Here is a 24,483-nt window from a genome sequence, read left to right as displayed (position 1 = left end):
CCCCCGGCGGTGGTGAGGTCGTCGGGGCGCGGTTTCTCAGGCGGCCAGTACCCGGTTTCTGCCATCATTTTTGGCCCGGTAAAGCGCAGCATCCATCCGCTTAAACAGTTCATCGATACTTTCGTTCGGTTCGCGGTGTGCCACGCCAATGCTCACGGTAAAGCGCGGCAGGCCGGGAAGCCCGATTTTCGCGACCGACGCGCGGATGGATTCGGCTAACTGCAACGCGGTCTCCAGCGGCGTGCGCGGTAACAACAGGACAAACTCCTCGCCGCCCCAGCGAAACACTAAATCTCCTTTGCGTGCGCAGGACTCCAGGTTTCGCGCCAGCACGCAGAGGACCTCATCGCCTTTCAGGTGACCATACAGGTCGTTAATGCTTTTAAACCGATCGGTATTAATGAGCAGCAGGCTGTAGTCCTGGGCCAGGGTGAGATGCTGCATCTGCCCCTGTTCGGTCAGTTGATAGAACTGGCGGCGATTGAGCAGTCCGGTGAGTGCGTCATGCAGGGCGGCGCGCTCCAGTTCCTGTTCAAGACGTTTCTGCTCGGTAATATCGTGAATGATGCACAACATCAGTCTGTCGCCGTAGATTTCAATCGGCCCGGCATAGGTTTGCACATGGCGAGTGGTGCCATCGGCAATTTTATGGACAAAATTCAGCGGCTTATGCCCACCCGGCAGTCGCGCAATTTCATGCATAACAGGCAGAACCTGGCGACCCAACATATTGATTTCCCATGTGTGTTTTTGGCACATCGCCTCCAGGCTGTAGCCGTAGAAATTGAGCGCCGCCAGGTTGGCGTCGACAATCAGACCATCTCTTGACGGATCGATCAGCAGCATCGGGGCGGAGTTCGTGAGAAAAAATCGGGCATAAAATCCCTGCTTTTTACGCTGATAGGTGGCAGACCGGCTGGCTTTCAACCCCTGTACCGCCGGGATATCAATGCCTTCGAACAGAATGACTTCACCGGTTCCTGGCAGATCGTTAATCGATAACCGACAGGTGAGTGCGGCCTGATGATTTTCACGAGGCACCGTCAGAATCTCGACAATATCCCGCTGGCGGCGAAGATCGGTAATATAGTTCGGCAACGTATTCTGCGCATGGGTGGAATACACCCCTTTACGCAGCTGGCTGAAGGTGTACCCTTGCATCACCTCTCTGGCGATACGATTGGCAAAAACTAATTCTTCGGTACAGGGGGAGACGATCCAGACCGGCTGTGTTAATAAATCCAGTGCATTCAGGTTGTGCGCAATCATCAGTAATCCTGTTCTTTTTATTAATTATTGTGCGACCATGCCGATGAAACGCATTGACCAGATCCCCATACCAAGCGTAATACCGCCCGATAAGCGCCAGAATGCCGATCCTCGACCCGCGCGCGCTGTCTGAGGGAGACAAATGCAGCGATGAACGCAACAAGAAACGAGATGCTGATTCAAACGGGTGCCCATGATACGTGCAACATCAGGCTTTCCATCGAATGTCTGTCGTGCAGTTAAATTTAGCAGGAATTCATCCATTCGCATGAGAAATGAAAGGTCAGCTACTGGAATTTTTGCCCACCTCATTAACGTCCAGAGGCGAAAAGCGGCAAGAGCACGAGTGCGCTTATTAACACGTTATGAAATCTAATCATTTAAGCCAGATTAAACGTTCATCAATGATGAGTGTCGTATCACTTAATTGTTAAGCAGTAGAATCGCTTGGGAGGGTAAGGGAAAGCGGCCTCACCTCATGATGAACAATAAGAATAAGGTAAACTTAATCGGCAATATCCTTCTTTAAGGTAAATTTTATGGATCTCTGCGTGAAGTTTGGACAGAGAGCGGAACGAGAAGAATATATGCTTTTCTGATACTATATAAATATGACCTGCCATATTAACCTCTAACAGGTTTAAAATGTTAAAACACATTAGCGTCAGAACATTTATTATCGTATTTCTGCTATTTACCTTTGGCCTGATTAACACTGTGCAAATAATATACTCGGTCAGGCTGCCGGTTATTATTTCAATGAACGTGATTTTTTTGTTGGCGTTATTCGCCTTATGGTGCTACATGACAATATATCTTGTCACGCCCATTAATACCGTAAAGAAAAGTATTGAACAGGTGACAGCGGGAAATCTCGCCGTTTATATTCCCGAATTTGGTAATAACTGTGCCGGGAGACTGATTCCGGGTATCAACAGCTTATCCGGCAGTATCGCGACGCTGGTACGTGAGATCCGACTTTCCTCGAAGACGGCGCTGTTGTTGTCAGAGCAACTGGCCGCCCGTAGCGCTGAATTATCCGTAAAAACGGAGCAGCAGTCTGCCTCTTTAATCCAGACGGCGGCCAGCATGGAACAGATGGCCGCCAGCACGCGTAACAACGCTGACCACACGCGACTCGCTAACCAGCAGGCCAATAGCGCGATGCAATGTGCATACAAAGGCAGCGAATTAATGGTTCAGGTTGCCAGCAACATGCATTCGATTACGACTTGTACCCAGCAAATGACAGAAATAATTACCCTGATTGATGATATTGCGTTTCAGACCAATATTCTGGCCCTGAATGCCGCAGTCGAAGCGGCGCGCGCCGGTGAGCAGGGAAAAGGATTTTCCGTGGTGGCGACGGAGGTGCGAAATCTGGCGCACAGAAGTGCCGAAGCCGCAAAAAATATTCGGGGGCTTATCGACGTCACCCATCAAAATGTGCAGCAAGGCGCAACGGTTGTGGGTGAGACAGAAAAGAATATGCAGGAAATCGTCCAGGGCGCTGGGCAGTTAAGTCAGTTGATGCATGAAATATCAACCACCACGGCGGAACAGGAAAAAGGAATAAATCAGATAACCCAGGCAATGAATGAACTGGAAAAAGTTACTCAAAGTAACGCGTTGATGGTGGATGAATTATCCGGATCGTCGGATGTACTGAAATCACAGGTTGTCGATCTCCAGTCGAAAACCCATCAGTTCCGTTTAAGTGATGCAACAGAAGCGATTTCTCCCTCAGCGCACAAGCGCTACGCTCGCGGGTTTTCATAAGCCCTGATAACACATTGGGAGAATGAGTGGTTGCTTAACATACGTCGACAGCTAGACTAACCAGAAAAGTGCGAAGTATGGGAGGCAAAATGGAAGCCATTAAAGGGTCTCAAGTTAGTGTGCCGGATGCCGTATTTGCCTGGTTGCTGGATGGCAAGGGCGGTGTGAAACCGCTGGAAGATGATGATGTGATCAGCCGTGAGCATCCGTGCTGGCTGCATCTGAACTACACGCATCCGGACAGCGCGCAATGGCTGGCGACGACGCCGCTACTGCCGAATAATGTCAGGGATGCGCTGGCGGGGGAAAGCCTTCGTCCACGCGTCAGCCGTCTGGGTGAAGGGACGCTTATTACGCTACGCTGCATCAATGGCAGTACGGATGAGCGCCCGGACCAACTGGTGGCGATGCGTCTGTATATGGATGAACGGCTGATTGTCTCCACGCGTCAGCGGAAGGTGCTGGCGCTCGACGATGTCGTCAGCGATCTCCAGGAAGGCACCGGGCCAGTTGACTGCGGCGGTTGGCTGGTGGACGTATGCGATGCGCTGACCGATCACGCCAGTGAATTTATCGAACAGTTACACGATAAAATCATCGATCTTGAAGACAATCTGCTCGATCAGCAAATCCCGCCGCGCGGCTTCCTCGCGTTATTACGAAAACAATTGATTGTGATGCGCCGCTATATGGCGCCGCAGCGCGATGTCTATTCGCGACTGGCCAGCGAGCGTCTGGCGTGGATGACGGACGATCAGCGACGCCGGATGCAAGATATTGCCGACCGACTGGGCAGGGGGCTGGATGAAATTGATGCCTGTATCGCCCGCACGGGCGTTATGGCGGATGAAATTGCCCAGGTAATGCAGGAGTCGCTGGCAAGACGTACCTATACCATGTCATTGATGGCGATGGTTTTCCTTCCCAGCACGTTTCTGACCGGACTGTTCGGCGTCAATCTCGGCGGCATACCCGGTGGAGGGTGGCAATTTGGCTTTTCACTCTTTTGTATTCTGTTAGTGGTTCTGATTGGTGGTGTTACTTTATGGTTGCATCGTAGTAAATGGTTGTAAAAACGGGTGTTTTAAGAGATTTCTCTGCCTAAAAACGGCTTTAAGATTGAGCGAAGTCAATAAATAGCACGCCTGTTCGGGGCAATATCACTCTTGCAGGTGAATGCAACGTCAAGCGATGGGCGTTGCGCTCCATATTGTCTTACTTCCTTTTTTGAATTACTGCATAGCACAATTGATTCGTACGACGCCGACTTAAATAAGTCGGCTTTTTTTTGCCTGTACGTTTTCAGCGACTACCCTGAAAGGGAGCCAATGAAATCCCGGAGGCAAAAATGTTCCATCTGTTAACTCACCGCCAACAAGACATTCATTTCTCGGATCCCGTTCCCACCGATCCCGTTCCTGTGCCCGATCCAATCCCACGTCCACAGCCGATGCCCGACCCGCCGCCCGACGAAGTACCGATTAAGTTGTCGCATCACAGCCGCAGATCTGCGAGGATACGCGCCTGCCGACTGTGAGTCGTTTACCGTGAGATTAAATTGTGACTGCTTTTGCTACCCTGAATGTATTACCCGCCGCCCAGCTCGAGAATCTGAACGAGTTGGGGTATCTGTCCATGACCCCTGTCCAGGCGGCGGCGCTGCCAGCGATCCTTGCCGGGCAGGATGTGCGGGTGCAAGCAAAAACCGGCAGCGGTAAAACGGCAGCATTTGGTCTCGGTTTGTTACAGCATATTGATGCCACTCTGTTTCAGACGCAGTCGCTGGTTCTGTGCCCGACGCGCGAACTGGCGGATCAGGTGGCCGGTGAACTACGTCGTCTGGCGCGTTTCTTACCGAATACCAAAATCCTGACGCTTTGCGGTGGTCAACCCTTCGGAGCACAGCGCGATTCTCTTCAGCACGCGCCGCATATTATCGTCGCCACGCCTGGTCGTTTGCTCGACCATTTGCAAAAGGGCACCGTTTCGCTGGACGCGTTGACCACGCTGGTGATGGATGAAGCAGACCGGATGCTGGATATGGGATTCAGTGAGGCAATCGACGAGGTGATCCGTTTCGCGCCCGCGTCGCGTCAGACGCTATTGTTTTCGGCCACCTGGCCGGAAGCGATTGCCGCAATCAGCGGTCGCGTGCAGCGAAATCCGCTCGCTATCGAAATTGACACGGTGGATGCGCTCCCCGCCGTCGAACAGCAATTCTTTGAAACCTCTGCGCACGGTAAGATACCGCTGTTGCAAACGTTGCTCAGTCAGCATCAGCCGGCTTCCTGCGTGGTGTTCTGTAATACTAAAAAGGATTGTCAGGCGGTGTGCGATGCGCTCAATGAGGCCGGGCAAAGCGCGCTGGCGCTTCATGGCGATCTGGAACAGCGAGACCGCGATCAGACGCTGGTGCGTTTTGCCAACGGCAGCGCGCGGGTGCTGGTGGCGACGGATGTTGCGGCCCGCGGGCTTGATATCAAATCGCTGGAGCTGGTGGTGAATTTCGAACTGGCGTGGGATCCGGAGGTGCACGTCCACCGGATTGGCCGTACCGCGCGCGCCGGGAACAGCGGTCTGGCTATCAGTTTTTGTGCTCCGGAAGAGGCGCAGCGGGCGAATATTCTCTCTGAAATGCTGCAGATCCGCCTTAACTGGGTCCCTGCGCCAACGCAACGCAGCATCGCGCCGCTGGTCGCCGAAATGGCGACATTGTGTATAGACGGTGGCAAGAAAGCCAAAATGCGACCAGGCGATGTGCTGGGGGCGTTAACCGGAGATATGGGTCTGGATGGCGCGGACATTGGCAAAATTACCGTGCATCCGGCGCATGTCTATGTGGCGGTCCGTCAGTCGGTCGCGCATAAGGCATGGAAACAACTGCAGAATGGGAAGATTAAAGGTAAAACCTGTCGGGTGCGTTTACTGAAATAAACCCGAGTTGGGCCGGAGATGAAAACGATCCGGCCCATGGCTATTACTTCACTTCGACAACGTTCAGGCGAAGTTCATCAAGCTGATTATCGTCTTCTTCCGGTTGCCAGCCTGCAGGCTGGAGCGGGATCTCTTCACGATCAAATGCCAGATCGCCGCCATCAATAACGTCAGAACCGTGCTTAATCCCTTTGAAGTCGAACAGGTTAATGTCGCTCAGGTGTGAAGGCACCACGTTCTGCATGGCGCTGAACATGGTTTCAATACGGCCTGGATAACGCTTATCCCAGTCACGCAGCATATCGGCAATCACCTGACGTTGCAGGTTTGGTTGCGAACCGCACAGGTTGCAAGGGATGATCGGGAAGCCTTTGGCTTCAGCAAAGCGTTCGATATCCTTCTCACGGCAGTAAGCCAGTGGGCGGATCACGATATGTTTACCATCATCGCTCATCAGTTTCGGCGGCATCCCTTTCATTTTCCCGCCGTAGAACATATTCAGGAACAGGGTTTGCAGAATGTCGTCGCGATGGTGACCCAGCGCAATTTTAGTCGCACCCAGCTCCGTCGCCGTGCGATACAGAATACCGCGACGCAGGCGTGAACAAAGAGAGCAGGTGGTTTTGCCTTCCGGGATCTTATCTTTCACGATCCCATACGTGTTCTCTTCAACTATTTTGTACTCAACGCCCAGTTGCTCAAGATACTCAGGCAGAATGTGTTCAGGGAAACCGGGCTGTTTCTGATCCAGGTTAACGGCAACCAGCGAAAAGCTAATCGGGGCGCTTTGCTGTAGATTGCGCAAAATTTCCAGCATGGTGTAGCTGTCTTTACCACCGGACAGGCAGACCATGATCCGGTCGCCATCTTCAATCATATTGAAATCGGCAATCGCTTCGCCGACGTTACGGCGCAGACGTTTCTGCAATTTATTCAGGTTGTACTGTTCTTTCTTCGTCGCTTGTTGATTTTCTAACATTATTTACTGTCTCGAACACCGGAAAGGGGCATGTCACGACACGCGTATCACCGTGCCAGTTTTGCGTTTCGCCTGGCAGTCTGCTCGTCGTCAATACGTCGATTCAGGCTACGTCAATTTCATATACCACCTGCGTGCGTTTCATGCCCCATCGGGTTTGCAATAAAAGACGTGAACGCTTCGGTTGAGCGAAGCCTACAGGCAAAAGTATGTCGCGTATGGTACGGATTACGGCGACGAATACCAGCACCTTTTACACGTCCGACGGTAAACGGCTTAAACTTACTTCTGAATTCTGGTCAGGCAATGATTTTCTGTCACTGGTGCGACGCTGACGATGATTAGCCTGGTCACGGTGCGACAGAATCAGGGCATTACGGAGCCCGCAAAAAGTCAATACGCCATTCTGGAGCGTAATGATCATATTTCCGTTATTCCTGATGAAAGCTAAGGAGAAGAAGGATGAATGAAGCAGCCTATAACGAAGCGAAAACCACCGGCGAACTCACGAAACAGCTAGCCAATGTGTTCATTGACCGAGGATTATCGTTAACCACCGCTGAGTCCTGCACCGGCGGTAATCTGGCGACGGCACTCTGTGCGGAATCCGATACCGCCGCCTTTTATGATATTGGCGTTATTACCTTTAGTGACAGGGCGAAGCAGACACTGCTCGGCGTACAGGCCAGTACGCTGGAAAAATATACCGCAGTGAGTGAACAGACGGTCAAAGAGATGTCCACGGGCATACGCGAGCGTGCCGGGACCGATATCAGCATTGCCATCAGTGGGTACGCCGGTCCGGACGGTGGGGAAGACGGAACGCCCGCCGGAACGGTCTGGTTTGCGTGGAATCTCCGCGGGGAGGTTGTCACAAAGCGCGAGCTTTTTTCTGGTGAGTGTCAGGATGTTATCGAAAAAGCAGTCCGTTTCAGCCTTGCAGTACTCCTGGAAGAGATCTCTGCCTGGGAGGGGCGTTGACCCCAGTGATCAATACGCTCTGCGATCTGACGCTCAATGATAGCCTTCACCCCCGGAAACCTTGCCACGGAAAACAAAGTAGCTCCAGGCGGTGTACATCAAAATGACCGGGATAATCAGCAGGGTTCCCACCAGCATAAACCGTTGGCTGGCAGGCGGTGCTGCCGCCTCCCACAGCGTGATATGCGGTGGGATAATATGCGGCCATAAGCTGATGCCCAGCCCGCTGAAGCCGAGGAAAATCAAACCCAGCGTCAGAATAAAGGGTCGCGCATGGCTGTTCATCTCTGCGCTCAGTCGCCAAATCCACAGGCTCAATACCAGCACAAGAATGGGCACCGGGACAAACCAGAAGAAATTGGGCAGGGTAAACCACCGTTCGGCGATAGCGGGCCAGCCGAGCGGCGTCCAGACGCTCACCACCGCAATAACCCCCAACAGGGCGAGGAGGACTTTACGGGTCAGGACGCGCATTCGCGCTTGCAGCGAACCCTCGCTTTTCATAATCAGCCAACTGGTGCCGAGCAGCAGATAGGCGACGATCAGGCCGACGCCGCAAAAGAGGTTGAAGGGGGTGAGCCAGTCCAGTGCTGAGCCGGCAAAACGGCGTTCTGTCACCTCGAAGCCGTTAATCACCGCGCCCACCACAATGCCCTGGCTGAATGTCGCGAGCAGCGAACCGCCGGCAAAGGCGTAATCCCAGAATGGTCGGTGGGAAGGTGTCGCCTTAAAGCGAAACTCAAAGGCCACACCACGAAAAATCAGGCCGATGAGCATCATTGTCAGCGGAATCGCCAGTGCGTCGGTGATCACCGCATAGGCCAGCGGGAACGCGCCAAAGAGGCCCGCGCCGCCGAGCACCAGCCAGGTCTCATTACCGTCCCAGACGGGTGCCACGCTGTTTACCATTACGTCACGCTCACCAGCGTCGTGAACCACGCTGAACAACATCCCAATACCCAGATCGAAACCATCCATCACGATGTACATCAGCGTGGCAAAGATAATGATGACAAACCACATTACGGTGATATCGATACCCATTACGCCTTCTCCTCTTCATCCGTCACCGGTTCTGCCGCCGAGAGGGGGCGAGCCGGGGTGCCATCCGTTTGTGACGTCAGTTCACTGACAGGTTGCGGACCTTTGCGAATGAGCCTGAAAATGTAGTAATAACCCACGCCAAAAACAGCACAGTAGACGATGATAAAGACCAGCAAGCTGATGACCATTTGCATCGTGCTGTGTAATGACACCGCATCGCGGGTGCGTAAGAATCCGTAGATCACCCACGGTTGACGTCCTGCTTCCGTCGTGACCCAACCCGCCAACAGCGCCAGTAGTCCGGCAGGGCCCATTCCCAGCGCAAACCACAGGAACGGGCGAGACTGATACAGGCGCTGGCGCCAGCGCAGCCAGACGCTACAGAGACCCAGCGCAATCATGAGTAAACCTATGCCTACCATGATACGAAACGACCAGAAGACAACAGGGGAGTTAGGGCGATCTTCTTTGGGATAATCCTTCAGCGCAGGAACCTGTTTATCCAGACTGTGGGTCAGGATCAGACTACCCAGCGCCGGGATCTCCAGACCGTATTTTGTGCGCTCCTCCTCCATGTCCGGCATCCCAAACAGCAAGAGCGGTGTAGCCTCGCCGGGCGCGTTTTCCCAGTGGCCTTCGATAGCGGCAATTTTTACCGGCTGATGCTCAAGGGTATTTAGACCGTGCATATCGCCGACCACCGCCTGAATCGGCGCGACGATTAACGCCATCCACATCGCCATGGAAAACATTTTGCGGATGGCCGGCGTGTCGTTGCCGCGAAGTAAATGCCAGGCGGCAGAGGCTCCCACAAACATCGCGCTACTCAGGAAGGCGGCGATCGACATATGGAACAGACGATACGGAAAGGAGGGGTTGAAAATGATCGCCATCCAGTCCTGCGGGATCACATGACCGTTTTCAATGCTGAAACCTTGCGGCGTCTGCATCCAGCTGTTTGACGCGAGGATCCAGAAAGTGGACATCAGCGTTCCCAGTGCCACCATGCAGGTGGTGAAAAAATGCAGCGCTGGAGAAACTCTGTTCCAGCCAAACAGCATCACGCCCAGAAAACCCGCCTCCAGGAAGAAGGCGGTGAGCACTTCGTAAAGCAGCAGTGGGCCGGTAATACTGCCGGCAAACTGGGAAAAGCCGCTCCAGTTTGTGCCGAACTGGTAGGCCATCACCAGACCGGAAACGACGCCCATGCCAAAATTGACGGCAAAGATTTTTAGCCAGAAGTTGTAAAGCGAACGCCAGAGGTTGTTGTGCGTGCGCAGCCACATTCCTTCCAGTACCACCAGATAGCTGGCCAGCCCAATGGTAATCGCCGGGAAAAGAATGTGAAAAGAGACAGTGAAGGCGAACTGAAAACGGACCAGATGAAAAGCATCAAGTTCAGGCACGGTATGCTACCCCATGACAAAGCGCTGCCATAAGCAGAGCGCAACAAAACTGTTTTTTCTTACCAACCAATAACCTCGGGCGCGGTTATCGTTTCTCCGCACTTTTATTGATATTACCGACCGCCAGGTCAGTTAATTTCAAATCGGTTTCTTTTTCTTCTTCAAGCGTTTGCGCCAGAAGTTTTACCGCGGCGGGATAGCCCAACTGTTCGGCGAGGGTTGCCAGCGTGCCGTAACTGGCAATTTCATAGTGCTCAACTTTTTGTGCGGCCGCAATTAATGCAGCATCGCGAACTTCATTTTTTTCTGTACTTTCGATGACCTCATTGGCTTCTTCAATTAAGCCTTCCATCGCCACGCATTTCATGCGTTTAATCTTAATCTTCGGTTCCTGTTCGATTATCTGGTCTATACGCGCAATTTGCCCTTGAGTTTCTTCCAGGTGCGCATTAAACGCGGCGCTGAGTTTTTCGTCAGAGGCCGCGCGGGCCAGTTTCGCCAGACCACGGGTTAATTGTTTTTCCGCGCTATAGGTGTCTGAAAGTAAATGGATGAAAACATCCTCGAGCGTTTTCATATTCATAACATCCTCTCCCGGTTCAGAAAAAATAACTGCGAGTCTACAGACAGACCCGCAGGACACTTTATTTATTAAAGGCTAAAGCAGTCTTACAATCAGGAGTTATCAGACTTACGTCCGCCACTATGGCTGTTCTGACCGCCTTTTTTTCCTGCCTCGGATGCACGCTGCGGATCGTTTTTGAAGTTCCCGCCGCTGTGCTGACCGCCTTTTTTACCCGCTTCAGATGCTTTATCACGGTCTTCTGCGAAATTACCGGAACCACCACGATGCTCTGCCATATCTCACCTCTTGTATATCGGTTATGTCAGTCAGATACAAAAATGTAATTTGTATCCGTCGTTGTTCAGGGCTTAAAGTTAGCGGCTATCCGCGAGGAGTCAAATTTCCACAAAAAATCAGAAAAAATTGACGGGTTACTTTTCAATATATTATCGAAAACACCCGCCTCGCTTATTTTATGGGGGTTTTGTAAATGTTGGTATGTAACTGTCTGAGCGCAGGGCGATTAAAAAAATAGTCTTCAGAATAAAACAGTATTCATTAAGAGGCGGCGTTTGAATGACCGAAAAATAATCACTCAGACGGCTTTGAGAACCTTCTCGCCAATTTTGTTCTACGCTTAAAAGTCCGTAGGAAAAATAACGAGAGGTAAACGCATGGCTGACCAGAATAATCAAAAGCAGATCACCAATAAAACGCATTCTGAGCATTTTCCGGCTCCGCCATTTCCGCACCAAAAACAACCTTTTCCAGGACTTGCCAGTAAAATGCAGCCCCGTCCCGATCATGGCGAAGAGAGCTATCAAGGGAGCGGCAGGCTTAACGGCAAGAAAGTCTTAATCACCGGGGGCGATTCCGGTATTGGTCGCGCGGTGGCGATTGCTTATGCGCGGGAAGGTGCCGATGTGGCAATTAATTATTTACCTGATGAAGAAGAAGATGCCCGTGAAGTGGTTGAACTGATTAAAAAAGCAGGCAGGAACGTGGCCGCGATTCCGGGTGATATCCGCGATGAAACCTTCTGCCAGACGCTAGTTAACCAGGCGGTAGATGCGTTAGGCGGGCTGGATATCCTGGTGAATAACGCGGGGCGCCAGCAATTCTGTGAGTCAATTGACGATCTCACTACCGAAGCGTTTGATGCCACGTTCAAGACCAATGTTTACGCGACATTCTGGATTACGAAGGCTGCACTTCGTCATCTCTCATCGGGCAGTGTGATCATTAACACCACCTCAGTCCAGGCGTACGAACCGAGCGATATCCTGTTGGATTATGCGCAAACCAAAGCGGCGATCGCCGTCTTCACCAAATCGCTGGCGAAACAACTGGCGCCGAAGGGGATTCGGGTTAACGCCGTCGCGCCGGGTCCCTACTGGACGGTGTTGCAGTGCTGCGGAGGTCAGCCACAGGAAAAAATCGAGAAATTTGGCGCGCAGTCCCCGCTTGGTCGACCCGGTCAACCGGCGGAGATCGCACCGCTGTATGTCACGCTGGCGGCACCAGAGAACAGCTACACGTCCGGTCAGGTCTGGTGTTCAGACGGTGGCACCGGGACCTTATAACGCGCGGTTTGCCAGCCAACAGGAGAAATGTGAATGAAAGCACTCACTTATCATGGCCCGCATCACGTTAGCGTTGATTCTGTGCCCGATCCGGGCCTTGAGGCGCCGGACGATATTATTCTTCGCGTGACCGCCACCGCCATTTGCGGATCGGATTTGCATCTTTACCGCGGCAAAATCCCTGGTACGCATCATGGCGATATTTTTGGTCATGAGTTTATGGGCGAAGTGGTGGAGACCGGTCCGGAGGTGACGGCAGTCAGTAAAGGCGATCGGGTGGTGATACCTTTTGTCATCGCCTGTGGTGAGTGCTTTTTCTGTCATCTGCATCAATATGCCGCCTGCGAAAATACCAACAGCGGTAAAGGTGCAGCCCTGAACCGTAAAAACATCACGCCGCCCGCCGCGCTGTTTGGCTACAGCGATCTCTACGGCGGGATCCCTGGCGGGCAGGCAGAATTTGTCCGCGTCCCGAAGGCGAATGCCGGCCCCTTCAAAGTGCCGGATACATTGCCGGATGAAAAGGTGCTTTTTCTGTCAGATATTTTGCCAACAGCGTGGCAAGCGGTGAAGAATGCCGACATCAGGCAGGGTTCAAGCGTGGCTATCTTTGGCGCGGGCCCGGTGGGTTTACTCTGCGCCGCCTGTTCCCGGCTGAACGGTGCGGAGCATATTTTTATCATTGATCATAACGACTACCGGCTCGAGTTTGCGCATCAGCGTTACGGCGCGATCCCGATTAATTTTGATAAAAACGACGATCCGGCAGAATGGATCATTGATAACACGCCCGGACATCGCGGTGTGGATGCGGTGATTGATGCTGTCGGTTTTGAGGCGAAGGGCAGTCTGACAGAAACCGTGCTGAGCACGTTGAAAATTGAAGGCAGCAGCGGTAAAGCGCTCCGGCAATGTATCGCCGCTGTGCGCCGTGGTGGGGTCGTCAGCGTCCCTGGCGTGTATGCCGGTTTTATTCATGGATTCATGTTTGGTGATGCCTTTGACAAAGGACTGACCTTCAAGATGGGTCAGACCCACGTGCATGCTTATCTGCCGGATCTGCTTAGTCTCATTGAACAGGGGCTACTGACACCGGAAGAAATCGTGACTCACCATATGCCACTCGAAGAGGCCGCGCGGGGTTACGAAATATTTGAAAAGCGTGAAGAGGCGTGTCGAAAAGTGATTCTGGTGCCTGGTCTGACGCAAGAAAAGACCACCGTCTGAGGCGTGGATTGATCAGCAACACCGGTTATGGCACAACGAAAAGCCCGCAGCGATGTGCGGGCTGAAAATGTTAGCGTACGACCAGAACGGAACACTCTGCATGGCGTACCACGGCAGCGGCGTTCGACCCTAACAGATAGGTGGTAATGTCCGGACGGTGGGATGCGATAATCACCATATCCGCAGGCAGTGTTTTCGCCATTTCCAGAATCTTATCTTTTGGCGAGCCTTCAACGACATGGATCTGCACTCTGTCCGACGGGATAGTGAACTTCTTGATAATCTCTTCCAGTTGAGATTTCGCTTCGGCTTTCAGATCGTCCATGGCAGGCAACTCCGCAGAGTAGGCCAGGCCCAGTGCAGAATAGTAAGGCAGAGACGGAATGACGGTCAGGAAATGAACCTGTGCATCGTCAATTTTCGCCTCGGCTTCGACATGATTAATCACACGTTGAGTTAATTCTGAGTCTGAAATATCGATAGGTACAAGAATTGTTCTGTTCATTAAACCTCCTGTTTGAGTATCCCTATAAAGTGTAACGTCTTATCACCGATTCAGTACAATGACAAAGATCACAATTCAACATTATTTGCTTTTGATTTCCGGGTACTTTCCCTTAATAACCCCGTCATAAAATCGGCCTTTTGAGACCACAGAAAGAAAATTTCGGTATATATGCGCAGGAACTCCGCGATATTGCAGAACACCGGTCTGGTAGAAACGAATTTCAAGCGTAGAGGATTTCTCGTCATAGCCGACGGAGGCAATTCGTGATGATTTTACAGGCTGATGGTTCATGGCGGCATCCTCGACGGCAGGTCATACCATGAATATATCATTTAACCCACGGGGATTTTAGTCTTCGTGATATCGCATTTTGTTATAGGCAAAACGAATGGGTTATGACGGTGAGGGAAAGGGCAGAAGCCCGCCGTTACCAGCGGGCAGAAGGGCTTAGAACTGATAGACCATACCGAGTGCGACGACGTCATCGGTATTAATATTGTTACGAGAATAGAAGTTGTCGTCGTTATCCAGCAGGTTGATTTTATAATCAACGTAGGTGGACATGTTTTTGTTGAAGTAGTAAGTCGCGCCAACATCCGCGTATTTTACCAGATCTTTGCTGTCGTCATTGCCCTGACCGGTCAGATCTTTACCTTTTGACATCAGGAAGGACACCGCCGGACGCAGACCGAAGTCGAACTGGTATTGCGCCGTCACTTCAAAGTTCTGGGTTTTGTTTGCTACGCCGTCATCACCGTACGGGGTCATGTTACGGGTTTCAGAGTACATGGTAGCCAGATAAATGTTGTTGGCGTCATATTTCAGACCCGCTGTCCAGGCATCTGCCTTATCGCCACCCGCGACGCGGCCACCCGCATTGACTTGCTCGTTGGTACGGTCGGAGGTGGTGTAGGCTGCACCGAAGCTAACGCCCATTCCGAAGTCATAGGTCGACGTGATACCGAAACCGTCGCCGTTGGAGTTCCGGACAGTACGATCGCCGCCGTTGCCAGTACCTTCCTGCTCATTGGTGATTTGATCTTCGTTGGCACCCTGATACTGCAGTGCGAAGTTCAGACCGTTAACCAGACCGAAGAAGTCCGTGTTACGGTAAGTGGCAACACCGTTGGTGCGACCTACCATAAAGTTATCGGAATAGGTGTAGGAGTCGCCGCCGAATTCAGGCAGCATATCGGTCCAGCCTTCCACGTCATACATCACGCCGTAGTTACGACCGTAGTCGAATGAACCGTATTCACCAAATTTCAGGCCAGCAAAAGCAAGACGCGTGAAGCTGTTGCCGTGGTCGCCTTCGGTGGTGTTGGCGTTAACCTGATATTCCCACTGACCGTAACCGGTCAGTTGATCATTAATTTGTGTTTCACCTTTAAAGCCCATACGAACATAAGTTTGATCGCCATCACTGTTGGCATTATCAGAGAAATAATGCAGACCATCAACTTTGCCATAAAGATCTAATTTGTTGCCGTCTTTATTATAAACTTCAGCAGCATGTGCTGCGCCTGCTGCTAACAGGGCAGGGATGACAAGGGCCAGTACTTTTCTTTTCATCGCAGTAATCCTTTAGTTTTATATTTAGCTTTCACTCCCTCTGTTGGGGAGTAAAAACATGCTAAAGGAGAAGTTCCGTAAAGAGATAAGTATCAATTGTTACGTCTTAAGTGAAACCTTAAATAAATAATTCCATCGAAATGACAATAATTGGTGTGAATATAATTGCATAAAGCATATAAAATAAAAATTATACAAAATAAATCCAGTGCGATATTCTTCGTTCGTTATATGCCTTTATTGTCACATACTGCTTTTTTGTTGGTCCAATGCAACGCGTACTGATTTGCCGACAAAGAAATTGACAAGCCCGAACAGATGTTCGGGCTTTTTTTTGGCCGACGTGAACCCTCCGATCAGTCAGTACTGGTCTTCTCCGCTTTACCGGCCAGTTGCGCCAGGAAGTCATAGCGTTTTTGCAGATCGGCCGCGGCGTCCTTCCATAACTGCTCTGCCACTTCTGGTTGCTGCGCATTCAGGCGACGGAAACGCTGCTCGTTGAGTAATGTCTCTGCCAGCGCATCTGACGGCGGGCGAGAGTCCAGCGCCAGCGGCAATTTGCCCTCATCCGCACGACGTGGGTCAAAGCGGTAGAGTGGCCAGAAGCCGGTCGCCGTCAACTGACGCATCTGATCGTGACTCAGTGCGAGGTCATAGCCGTGTTCTTCACACGGGCTGTAGGCGATGATCAGCGACGGACCAGGATACGCTTCCGCTTCCTGAATCGCCTTCACGGTCTGGTTGAGTTGCGCCCCGAGCGAAATCTGTGCGACATAGACATGACCGTACATCATCATGCTGACGCCCAGATCTTTACGCGCCTTCCGTTTGCCGTGCTCACCAAATTTCGTTACCGCGCCAAGCGGTGTGGCTTTCGAGGCCTGACCGCCCGTGTTGGAGTAGCACTGCGTATCCAGCACCAGAATATTGACGTTTTCAGTCAGGCTCATTACATGATCCAGCCCGCCGAAGCCAATATCGTAGGCCCAGCCATCGCCGCCGATCAGCCAGATGGATTTTTCAACCAGCGCATCGGCGTCGGTGAGCAGTTCACGTGCACCATCGACATCCTTCAGATGCTGACGCAGCGCGGCAACTTGCTCACGACGCACGTCAGGGGTCGCATCGGTATGTAAAGCGTCGTTCAGTTCAGCCGGGATCTGGTCGGCAAACTGTTCGAGCAGACGCAGCACGCGTAAGCGATGCTGATCGACAGTCAGACGAAAGCCCAGACCGAACTCTGCGTTATCCTCAAACAGCGAGTTTGCCCATGCGGGACCGCGCCCATTGGCATCGGTTGTGTACGGTGTGGAAGGCAGGTTCCCACCGTAAATTGACGAACACCCCGTGGCGTTGGCAATCAGCATTCTGTCGCCATAGAGTTGGGTCAGTAACTTGATATACGGCGTTTCGCCACAGCCGGAACAGGCACCGGAATATTCAAACAGCGGCGTAATCAACTGAGAGGTACGAATATCAATGCGTTCGAGTTTATTGCGGTCAATTTCCGGCAGACTGAGGAAAAAGTCATAATTCACTTTCTCTTCTTCGACGTGCTCAAGGCGCGACAGCATATTGATGGCCTTGATTTCCGGATTCTGACGGTCTTTCGCCGGGCACACTTCCACACACAGATTACAGCCGGTGCAGTCTTCCGGCGCGACCTGCAGAACGTATTTCTGTCCGCGCATATCGCGTGATTTCACATCCAGCGAATGCAGGCTGGCGGGAGCATTCTCCATTGCTTCCGGCGAAACCACTTTGGCACGAATAGCCGAGTGCGGGCAGGCCGCAACGCAGTGGTTACACTGAGTGCAAAGCTCCTCTTTCCAGATGGGGATCGCTTCGGCGATGTTGCGTTTCTCCCAGCGGGTGGTACCCATAGGCCAGGTGCCGTCGGGCGGTAGCGCAGAGACGGGAAGGGCATCGCCGAGCCCCGCGAGCATTGCCGCGGTCACCGTCTTCACAAAATCAGGCGCGGCGTCAGACACCACAGGAGGACGGTGGGCGCTGTGCGGATCAACCGTCTGCAGCGGCACCTCAGCAACAGACTCGCGCGCCAGCGCGAGTGCCTGCCAGTTGCGTTCCACCAGGTCCTGACCTTTGCTGCTGTAACTTTTGGCAATTGCCCCCTGAAGTTCAGCCAGCGCGCTATCGCCCGGCAGAATTTGAGTCAGATGAAAAAACGCCATCTGCATGACGGTGTTAATCCGCGCCGCCAGGCCACATTCACGGGCGATTTTCGCCGCATTAATGACGTAAAAACGCGCTTTCTTCTGGTTCAGTACCGCCTGTACTTCCTGTGGCAAGCGTGACCAGACCTCATCTGCGGGATACGGCGTATTCAGCAGAAAAATACCACCAGGCTTCAGTCGTTCAGCCATCTGGTATTTATCGATAAACTGCAGTTGGTGACAGCCGACAAAATCGGCCTGTGAGATCAGGTAAGCAGAGCGGATCGGCTGTTCACTCACGCGCAGGTGAGACACCGTCAGACCGCCTGCCTTTTTGGAGTCATACACGAAGTAGCCCTGGGCATACCACGGCGTTGAATTACCGATGATCTTGATGTTGTTCTTGGTCGCCGAAACGCTGCCGTCACTGCCGAGACCGTAAAATAGTGCTTCCAGCTTCGCCGTCGTCGGCAAGGTGTTATCAGGCAGTGGCAACGACAGGTTGGTGACATCATCGTAGATACCAACGGTGAAGCGCGGTTTGGGTTTTGCCTGGCACAGTTCATTAAAGACCGCGAGCACGCAGTCCGGGCCAAACTCTTTTGAAGAGAGACCATAACGGCCGCCAATCATGCGCGGCAACGTTTCACGCTCACCGCCGTTGAATGCTTCCGCCAGCGCGGTCATCACATCGAGATACAGGGGTTCGGCCTGGGCACCCGGTTCTTTGGTGCGATCGAGCACGGCAACCGCGCGGACGGATTCAGGCAAGGCCCGCAGCAGATGTTTAGCTGAGAAGGGGCGGAACAGGCGGACTTTCAGCACCCCGACTTTCTCGCCGCGCGTCAGCAGTTCGTCAACCACTTCTTCGCTGGTGCCGATAGCAGAACCCATCAGAATGATGACCCGTTCGGCCTGCGGATGACCATAATATTCGAACGGCTGATACTGACGACCGGTTGCGGCAGCGAAATCATTCATCGCCTGTTCGACATGATCGTATACCGCGTCATACCACGGGTTGGTCGCCTCGCGGGACTGGAAATACGTATCGGGATTCGCTGAGGTGCCGCGGATCACCGGGTGCTCTGGGTTGAGCGCCCGGGCGCGATGTGCATCAATTTCAGCCTGCGGCATCAGGCCGCGAATCGTGTCATCTGCCAGCGGGATGATTTTGTTGATTTCATGCGAAGTGCGGAAACCATCAAAGAAGTGAATAAAGGGAACCCGGCTTTTCAGGGTCGCGATTTGCGAGATCAGCGCGAAGTCCTGCGCCTCCTGTACGCTTGCGGCGCACAGCATGGCGCAGCCGGTCTGGCGGACCGCCATGACGTCTGAATGATCGCCAAAAATCGACAACGCGTGGGTTGCCACGGTACGGGCGGCGACATGCAGTACAAAGGGGGTTAATTGTCCCGCCAGTTTGTACAGCGTGGGGATCATCAGCAGTAACCCCTGTGAAGAGGTAAAGGAGGTGGCAAGCGCGCCGGTTTGCAGCGCACCGTGAACGGTCGCTATTGCACCGCCTTCCGACTGCATTTCGACGACGCGCGGCGTATCTCCCCAGATGTTTTTCAGCCCGTTGCCTGCCCAGGCGTCAGCCTGTTCAGCCATCGTTGAACTGGGCGTAATGGGGTAGATGGCGATAACTTCACTGGTACGAAACGCCACCGAAGCGACTGCACCATTACCGTCAATAGTAATCATATGACACCCTTACATTGCGCAAAAAAGAGGGACGCAGGAAACCACTTAGCGTCCTGATAGTTATTTCTCTAGTATAGGACTTTCCTGTATTCCCTAGGGAAGGTGCGAATAAGCAGGTCATTTCTTCCCAAGCTGACTCGCTGATTAAAATTTCGCGGATCTGGGCCGATTTTTTTCCCGCAAACACATCGAATCAGCCTATTTAGGCTATTTTTTCCACCATTTCTGGCGTTATTTCCGGTTTTTACTGAGATCTCTCCCACTGACGTATCATTTGGTCCACCCGAAACAGGTTGGCCAGGGTGAATAACATCGCCAGTTGGTTATCGTTTTTCAGCAGCCCCTTGTATCTGGCTTTCACGAAGCCGAACTGCCGCTTGATGATGCGAAACGGGTGCTCCACCTTGGCACGGATGCTGGCTTTCATGTATTCGATGTTGATGGCCGTTTTGTTCTTGCGCGGATGCTGCTTCAAGGTTTTTACCCTGCCGGGACGCTCGGCGATCAGCCAGTCCACATCCACCTCGGCCAGCTCCTCGCGCTGTGGCGCTCCTTGGTAGCCGGCATCGGCTGAGACAAATTGCTCCTCTCCATGAAGCAGATTACCCAGCTGATTGAGGTCATGCTCGTTGGCCGCGGTGGTGACTAGGCTGTGGGTCAGGCCACTCTTGGCATCGACACCAATGTGGGCCTTCATGCCAAAGTGCCACTGATTGCCTTTCTTGGTCTGATGCATCTCCGGATCGCGTTGCTGCTCTTTGTTCTTGGTAGAGCTGGGCGCCTCAATGATGGTGGCATCCACCAAAGTGCCTTGGGTCATCATGACGCCTGCTTCGGCCAGCCAGCGATTGATGGTCTTGAACAATTGACGGGCCAGTTGATGCTGCTCGAGCAGGTGGCGGAAATTCATGATGGTGGTGCGATCCGGCAGGGCGCTATCCTGGGATAATCGGGCAAACAGGCGCATGGAGGCGATTTCGTACAGGGCATCTTCCATGGCACCGTCGCTCAGGTTGTACCAATGCTGCATGCAGTGAATACGCAGCATGGTCTCCAGCGGATAGGGCCGTCGGCCATTGCCCGCCTTGGGATAAAACGGCTCGATGACAGCGGTCATATTCTGCCATGGCAGAATCTGCTCCATGCGGGAGAGGAAAATCTCTTTTCGGGTCTGACGGCGCTTAGTGCTGAATTCACTATCGGCGAAGGTGAGTTGATGGCTCATGATGTCCCTCTGGGATGCGCTCCGGATGAATATGATGATCTCATATCAGGAACTTGTTCGCACCTTCCCTAGAAGTTGTGCCACTTTCGAGTGCACAAATTGACACAAAGCTCGCAAAAACAATGACAATTTTATTGCCCGGTAGGTAACACCGGGTTGTATATTTAATTGTGCTTTTTTGTTATGAGTTGGTTATTGCCTGCGAGGCAGGCGATATTAAAAACATATTGTCCAAAAGTGGAGTGAGATTTTCTTTAAGGATTTCCTTAATGAATTTATTATCCTCGCCATTATCGTCATGATGTGAATTTCTTAATAAGACTTTTTAAGTTCGGTGTCAGGCCGCCCGCGCCTATACTGAGCGCAATTCAGGACGGGAAGAGCCTGTAAACCTTTGCGTTATTGAAGGTCGATACTCTTGTTATCGTGAATAGACGTTAAAACAAAAATAACTCTTTTATTTATCATTATTGATAACTTTTTTCGTGCGCCAAAAGTATGGATGTGTTCAGGTATTTAATTGTTTTGATTAGGTTATGTTACGAATTTTATTACTTACTTTACTTATTTCCGCCTCATCGTCGTCATTTGCCTTTGTGAAAATTCAGACCAAAAACTGGGGAGCCAATACCTTTTCGCCACTCTCTTATTCTGAAGGGCACTTTTCACAAGCGCCTGTTCAGAATAAGAAAGCGCAGCTTAAGCATCGCATTATGAGTGAATTTGCGCAGTGGAGAGGAACCGATTACCGCTGGGGAGGTGACAGTCGCAATGGTATTGATTGTTCGGCGTTCACGCGCAGAATTATTGCCTCGGTTATCCATAGACGCTTGCCGCGTACCGCGCAGGAGCAAAGTCGTATGGGGCAGAAAGTCAGTCAGCGTGAGCTGAAAGTCGGCGATCTGGTGTTTTTTAAGACGGAGCCGAACGTGCATCACGTTGGCGTTTATATCGGCAATGACTCCTTTATACATGCCTCCAGCTCGCAAGGCGTGACAATGTCACATTTGTCGAATCAGTACTGGCAGGCGCACTATTTGACCGCTCGCCGGGTGAGCGCATAACGACAGAACAGGCCTATGGGATCCCAATCCAGGGGAAAAAGCGCAATAAAATGCGGCGAGGCCGCATAATTGCGCGTTTTGACTCTCGACGCGACGGATTCGGATGCCTATTATTAGTGCGGCTTGTTTACGCTTACAGAATATGAGGGGAGTCAAATGCGCGCAGCGTTTTGGGTAGGATGTGCCGCGTTATTGTTGTCGGCTTGCAGCAGTGACAATGAACCTGTTCAGCAGGCGACAGCAGCGCATGTCGCACCGGGTTTAAAAGCATCGATGACCAGTTCCGGTGAGGCAAATTGCGCCATGATAGGCGGTTCACTTTCCGTTGCCCGTCAGTTAGACGGATCGGCAATTGGTATGTGCGCGCTTCCCAACGGCAAACGTTGCAGTGAACAATCCCTCGCCGCGGGAAGCTGTGGTAGCTATTAAGCACCCATTACTACATTAAATCGGCAAGCTTATAGCTTAACGTATGTTCCGCTGTGGCCAGGGTGAGCTGGTTGGCGGTCAGGTCTACTTGTGCGCCCTGTTTCAGCATGGTGCTGAGGGTATTGTCCAGCTCGTTGAGCTGGGGATCGGCGCACATCATTCGGGTCATCGCCATCTCTTTTACTTTCAATGCACCGTCAGAAAGTGATGCCTGACCGTTGAAGCGATTACACATATTGCCCGAAATCATCATCTTTTCGCCAAAACTCAGTTCAAGCGGATGACCCGTTGCATTGACCGGTTTACCGTCTACGCTCTCCAGCACAAAGCGGTGATGCTGTAATTGCTCACGGCTGACCGATACTTTTCCGTTGCTTACACAACCTGCAACCAGCAGGCTCAGCGCAACCAGCGCTATGACCTTCTTCATGTTAACTCTCTGCATTTAAACGTAATCGCCACCGACAGCATACCTATTTCATCGCCAGTGGCTTTGGGGAAATTCTGAAATGCCCTCCTGCGAACAGGAAGGCGGCGGATCAGAACAGGGCGTTAGGGCAGGTTTCTCCGTTCGCTAACTGTTGTAAATTTTGCAGCGTAGTCTCAGAAATACTGGTCAACGCTTCAGCGGTGAGGAAAGCCTGATGCCCGGTAAACAGGACGTTATGACAGGCCGACAGGCGACGGAAAACATCATCCTGGATAACGTCGTTCGACTTATCTTCGAAGAACAGATCGCGCTCGTTTTCGTAAACGTCCATCCCCAGTGAACCTATTTTCTGATTTTTCAGCGCTTCAATCGCCGCCTGAGAATCGATCAGGGCGCCACGACTGGTGTTGATGACCATCACGCCATTTTTCATCTGATCAAACGCGGCATGGTTCAGCAGGTGATAGTTTTCCGGCGTTAACGGGCAGTGCAGTGAAATCACATCGGATTCGGCGAACAGCGTCGGCAAATCAACATACTCCACGCCGAGTTCGAGCGCAGCTGCGCTGGGGTACGGATCAAACGCCAGCAGACGCATTCCAAAGCCTTTCAGAATACGCAGGGCCGCGATGCCGATCTTCCCGGTACCAATCACCCCCGCCGTTTTTCCGTGCATCGTGAAGCCGGTTAATCCTTCCAGTGAGAAGTTGGCATCACGGGTACGCTGATAAGCGCGGTGAATACGGCGGTTCAGCGTCATCATCATGCCCACTGCATGTTCCGCGACGGCTTCCGGAGAATAGGCCGGGACACGAACGACCTGCAGACCTAACTCTTTTGCCGCATCCAGATCGACGTTATTGAACCCCGCGCAACGCAAAGCAATGTACTTAACGCCATGATTTTTCAATTCTTCGAGCACCGGGCGACTGCCATCATCGTTCACGAAAATACACACCGCCTCGCAGCCATGAGCGGTTTTAGCCGTTTTCTCCGTCAACAGAAAATCAAAGAATTCAAGTTCAAAACCAAAGGCTTCGTTAACCTGCTGCAGGTACTTTTTGTCGTACTGTTTTGTACTGTAGACGGCGAGTTTCATAAGTCTTTCTCCAGTGATATCGAATCACAATTATCGAATTCAAATTATTTTACAAAACATAAAATATTATTGAAAGTGATACCTATAATGAATAATTCTAGAGCATCAATAGATTGTTCGTTCAGTGTATCGATTGCAGATTTCAGCAGGTGACAGTGCTGCTCCACACCTCTGTTTCGGTGACACAGACAGCCCGTTGTTCGTCAGGATACGACTGATATGGCGTCAACATCGATTAATATCAATATGTTCCTGTGCAACAGTCTGCATTTCAACCGAACGATTTACTCACTTTCTACGGCCGTTGACTTTCACATTATCCGGGCCAGATTGCAGAATAGAGGGCAATAGTTTGTCGGCTATTGCCCGCTATTAATCTTTAGATTTATCTGATAAGTCTCTGTAATTTATCTGACTTTCTGATCTTAACGATGGTGAAAAGTTTGTGTGTCACCCTGGAGCATCTATTCTTAATCTGGGCATGGTTAACTAAACATGACACAATAAC

24 protein-coding genes and 2 pseudogenes are annotated in these 24,483 nt (G+C 51.9%); 10 read left to right on the top strand and 16 right to left on the bottom strand.

The window, feature by feature from the left end:
• Positions 1-36 precede the first annotated feature (36 nt).
• The gene (locus ACQ0PY_RS12450; RefSeq protein ID WP_109740270.1) at positions 37-1,269 is read right to left on the bottom strand and encodes a sensor domain-containing diguanylate cyclase; all 1,233 of its coding nucleotides are present in this window, start codon (positions 1,267-1,269) and stop codon (positions 37-39) included.
• Positions 1,270-1,914: 645 nt separating this feature from the next.
• On the opposite strand from ACQ0PY_RS12450, the gene ACQ0PY_RS12445 reads away from it, so the two are divergent.
• From ACQ0PY_RS12445 to dbpA, 4 genes are all read left to right on the top strand, one after another.
• Positions 1,915-3,048: a methyl-accepting chemotaxis protein gene (locus ACQ0PY_RS12445; RefSeq protein WP_109740269.1), complete on the top strand. Its 1,134-nt coding sequence runs from the start codon at positions 1,915-1,917 to the stop codon at positions 3,046-3,048.
• An 89-nt stretch (positions 3,049-3,137) separates the two neighbouring features.
• A complete protein-coding gene (gene zntB, locus ACQ0PY_RS12440) occupies positions 3,138-4,121 on the top strand; it encodes a zinc transporter ZntB (RefSeq protein WP_043000590.1) in 984 nt (327 codons plus the stop codon).
• Positions 4,122-4,396: 275 nt separating this feature from the next.
• Positions 4,397-4,585, top strand: a complete 189-nt coding sequence (ynaL, locus tag ACQ0PY_RS12435) for a proline-rich small protein YnaL (protein WP_071888396.1) — start codon at positions 4,397-4,399, stop codon at positions 4,583-4,585.
• Between the two features lie 23 nt (positions 4,586-4,608).
• The gene (gene dbpA / locus ACQ0PY_RS12430) at positions 4,609-5,982 is read left to right on the top strand and encodes an ATP-dependent RNA helicase DbpA (RefSeq protein WP_099433041.1); all 1,374 of its coding nucleotides are present in this window, start codon (positions 4,609-4,611) and stop codon (positions 5,980-5,982) included.
• 43 nt (positions 5,983-6,025) lie between these two features.
• On the opposite strand, the gene ttcA is transcribed toward dbpA, so the two are convergent.
• Both ttcA and ACQ0PY_RS12420 read right to left on the bottom strand, forming a co-directional pair.
• Positions 6,026-6,961 (bottom strand): tRNA 2-thiocytidine(32) synthetase TtcA, encoded by a 936-nt coding sequence (gene ttcA, locus ACQ0PY_RS12425; protein ID WP_043000592.1) that lies wholly within the window; start codon positions 6,959-6,961, stop codon positions 6,026-6,028.
• Positions 6,962-7,008: 47 nt separating this feature from the next.
• Positions 7,009-7,218: pseudogene (locus ACQ0PY_RS12420) on the bottom strand (site-specific integrase); the annotation flags it as partial.
• A gap of 89 nt (positions 7,219-7,307) precedes the next feature.
• On the opposite strand from ACQ0PY_RS12420, the pseudogene ACQ0PY_RS12415 reads away from it, so the two are divergent.
• A pseudogene (locus ACQ0PY_RS12415) lies at positions 7,308-7,412 on the top strand (DUF421 domain-containing protein); the annotation flags it as partial.
• A gap of 11 nt (positions 7,413-7,423) precedes the next feature.
• Entirely contained in the window at positions 7,424-7,942 is a 519-nt protein-coding gene (locus ACQ0PY_RS12410) for a 2-oxo-tetronate isomerase (RefSeq protein WP_044267134.1), read from the top strand.
• A 33-nt stretch (positions 7,943-7,975) separates the two neighbouring features.
• On the opposite strand, the gene cydB is transcribed toward ACQ0PY_RS12410, so the two are convergent.
• From cydB to ACQ0PY_RS12385, 5 genes are all read right to left on the bottom strand, one after another.
• Positions 7,976-8,986 carry a cytochrome d ubiquinol oxidase subunit II gene (gene cydB / locus ACQ0PY_RS12405; RefSeq protein ID WP_044257787.1) on the bottom strand — a complete coding sequence of 337 codons (1,011 nt, stop codon included), beginning with the start codon at positions 8,984-8,986 and terminating at the stop codon, positions 7,976-7,978.
• Positions 8,986-10,392: a cytochrome ubiquinol oxidase subunit I gene (locus ACQ0PY_RS12400; protein ID WP_109740268.1), complete on the bottom strand. Its 1,407-nt coding sequence runs from the start codon at positions 10,390-10,392 to the stop codon at positions 8,986-8,988. Before ACQ0PY_RS12400 ends, cydB begins: the two co-directional genes overlap by 1 nt.
• An 85-nt stretch (positions 10,393-10,477) precedes the next feature.
• Positions 10,478-10,975 carry a YciE/YciF ferroxidase family protein gene (locus ACQ0PY_RS12395; RefSeq protein WP_043000596.1) on the bottom strand — a complete coding sequence of 166 codons (498 nt, stop codon included), beginning with the start codon at positions 10,973-10,975 and terminating at the stop codon, positions 10,478-10,480.
• A 92-nt stretch (positions 10,976-11,067) separates the two neighbouring features.
• A complete protein-coding gene (locus ACQ0PY_RS12390) occupies positions 11,068-11,253 on the bottom strand; it encodes a con-10 family general stress protein (protein WP_043000597.1) in 186 nt (61 codons plus the stop codon).
• A gap of 177 nt (positions 11,254-11,430) precedes the next feature.
• Entirely contained in the window at positions 11,431-11,676 is a 246-nt protein-coding gene (locus ACQ0PY_RS12385) for a hypothetical protein (RefSeq protein ID WP_162300690.1), read from the bottom strand.
• Between ACQ0PY_RS12385 and ACQ0PY_RS12380 the strand changes: the two genes are divergently transcribed.
• Both ACQ0PY_RS12380 and ACQ0PY_RS12375 read left to right on the top strand, forming a co-directional pair.
• Positions 11,632-12,540 (top strand): SDR family oxidoreductase, encoded by a 909-nt coding sequence (locus ACQ0PY_RS12380; protein WP_043000598.1) that lies wholly within the window; start codon positions 11,632-11,634, stop codon positions 12,538-12,540. The two genes, ACQ0PY_RS12385 and ACQ0PY_RS12380, sit on opposite strands and share 45 nt — an antisense overlap.
• A 33-nt stretch (positions 12,541-12,573) precedes the next feature.
• Positions 12,574-13,767, top strand: coding sequence for a zinc-dependent alcohol dehydrogenase (locus ACQ0PY_RS12375; protein ID WP_109740267.1), 1,194 nt, complete (start codon positions 12,574-12,576; stop codon positions 13,765-13,767).
• 70 nt (positions 13,768-13,837) lie between these two features.
• Here ACQ0PY_RS12375 and uspF read toward each other — a convergent pair whose 3' ends face one another.
• The 6 genes from uspF to ACQ0PY_RS12345 form a co-directional block, all read right to left on the bottom strand.
• A complete protein-coding gene (gene uspF / locus ACQ0PY_RS12370; RefSeq protein ID WP_043000600.1) occupies positions 13,838-14,272 on the bottom strand; it encodes a universal stress protein UspF in 435 nt (144 codons plus the stop codon).
• An 81-nt stretch (positions 14,273-14,353) separates the two neighbouring features.
• Positions 14,354-14,566, bottom strand: coding sequence for a KTSC domain-containing protein (locus ACQ0PY_RS12365; protein WP_043000601.1), 213 nt, complete (start codon positions 14,564-14,566; stop codon positions 14,354-14,356).
• A 156-nt stretch (positions 14,567-14,722) separates the two neighbouring features.
• Positions 14,723-15,847, bottom strand: a complete 1,125-nt coding sequence (gene ompC, locus ACQ0PY_RS12360; RefSeq protein ID WP_109740266.1) for a porin OmpC — start codon at positions 15,845-15,847, stop codon at positions 14,723-14,725.
• Positions 15,848-16,203: 356 nt separating this feature from the next.
• Positions 16,204-19,728, bottom strand: a complete 3,525-nt coding sequence (gene nifJ / locus ACQ0PY_RS12355) for a pyruvate:ferredoxin (flavodoxin) oxidoreductase (protein WP_109740265.1) — start codon at positions 19,726-19,728, stop codon at positions 16,204-16,206.
• A 68-nt stretch (positions 19,729-19,796) separates the two neighbouring features.
• Entirely contained in the window at positions 19,797-19,991 is a 195-nt protein-coding gene (locus ACQ0PY_RS12350; protein WP_446894147.1) for a hypothetical protein, read from the bottom strand.
• Positions 19,973-20,953 (bottom strand): IS5-like element ISKpn26 family transposase, encoded by a 981-nt coding sequence (locus ACQ0PY_RS12345; RefSeq protein WP_164593909.1) that lies wholly within the window; start codon positions 20,951-20,953, stop codon positions 19,973-19,975. The genes ACQ0PY_RS12350 and ACQ0PY_RS12345 overlap by 19 nt, the downstream gene beginning before the upstream one ends.
• A 713-nt stretch (positions 20,954-21,666) precedes the next feature.
• Here ACQ0PY_RS12345 and ACQ0PY_RS12340 point away from each other — a divergent pair.
• Entirely contained in the window at positions 21,667-22,017 is a 351-nt protein-coding gene (locus ACQ0PY_RS12340) for a C40 family peptidase (protein ID WP_141227535.1), read from the top strand.
• Positions 22,018-22,173: 156 nt separating this feature from the next.
• Entirely contained in the window at positions 22,174-22,446 is a 273-nt protein-coding gene (locus ACQ0PY_RS12335; protein ID WP_043000605.1) for a putative hemolysin, read from the top strand.
• Between the two features lie 10 nt (positions 22,447-22,456).
• On the opposite strand, the gene hslJ is transcribed toward ACQ0PY_RS12335, so the two are convergent.
• The gene (hslJ, locus tag ACQ0PY_RS12330) at positions 22,457-22,876 is read right to left on the bottom strand and encodes a heat shock protein HslJ (RefSeq protein WP_044257796.1); all 420 of its coding nucleotides are present in this window, start codon (positions 22,874-22,876) and stop codon (positions 22,457-22,459) included.
• Between the two features lie 109 nt (positions 22,877-22,985).
• Entirely contained in the window at positions 22,986-23,975 is a 990-nt protein-coding gene (locus tag ACQ0PY_RS12325; protein WP_042318863.1) for a 2-hydroxyacid dehydrogenase, read from the bottom strand.
• Positions 23,976-24,483 lie beyond the last annotated feature (508 nt).

It is taken from the genome of Citrobacter sp. LST-B2 (assembly GCF_057983045.1).
The sequence above is the reverse complement of the archived record's forward strand: the minus strand, read 5'-3'. Positions and strand labels throughout refer to the sequence as shown.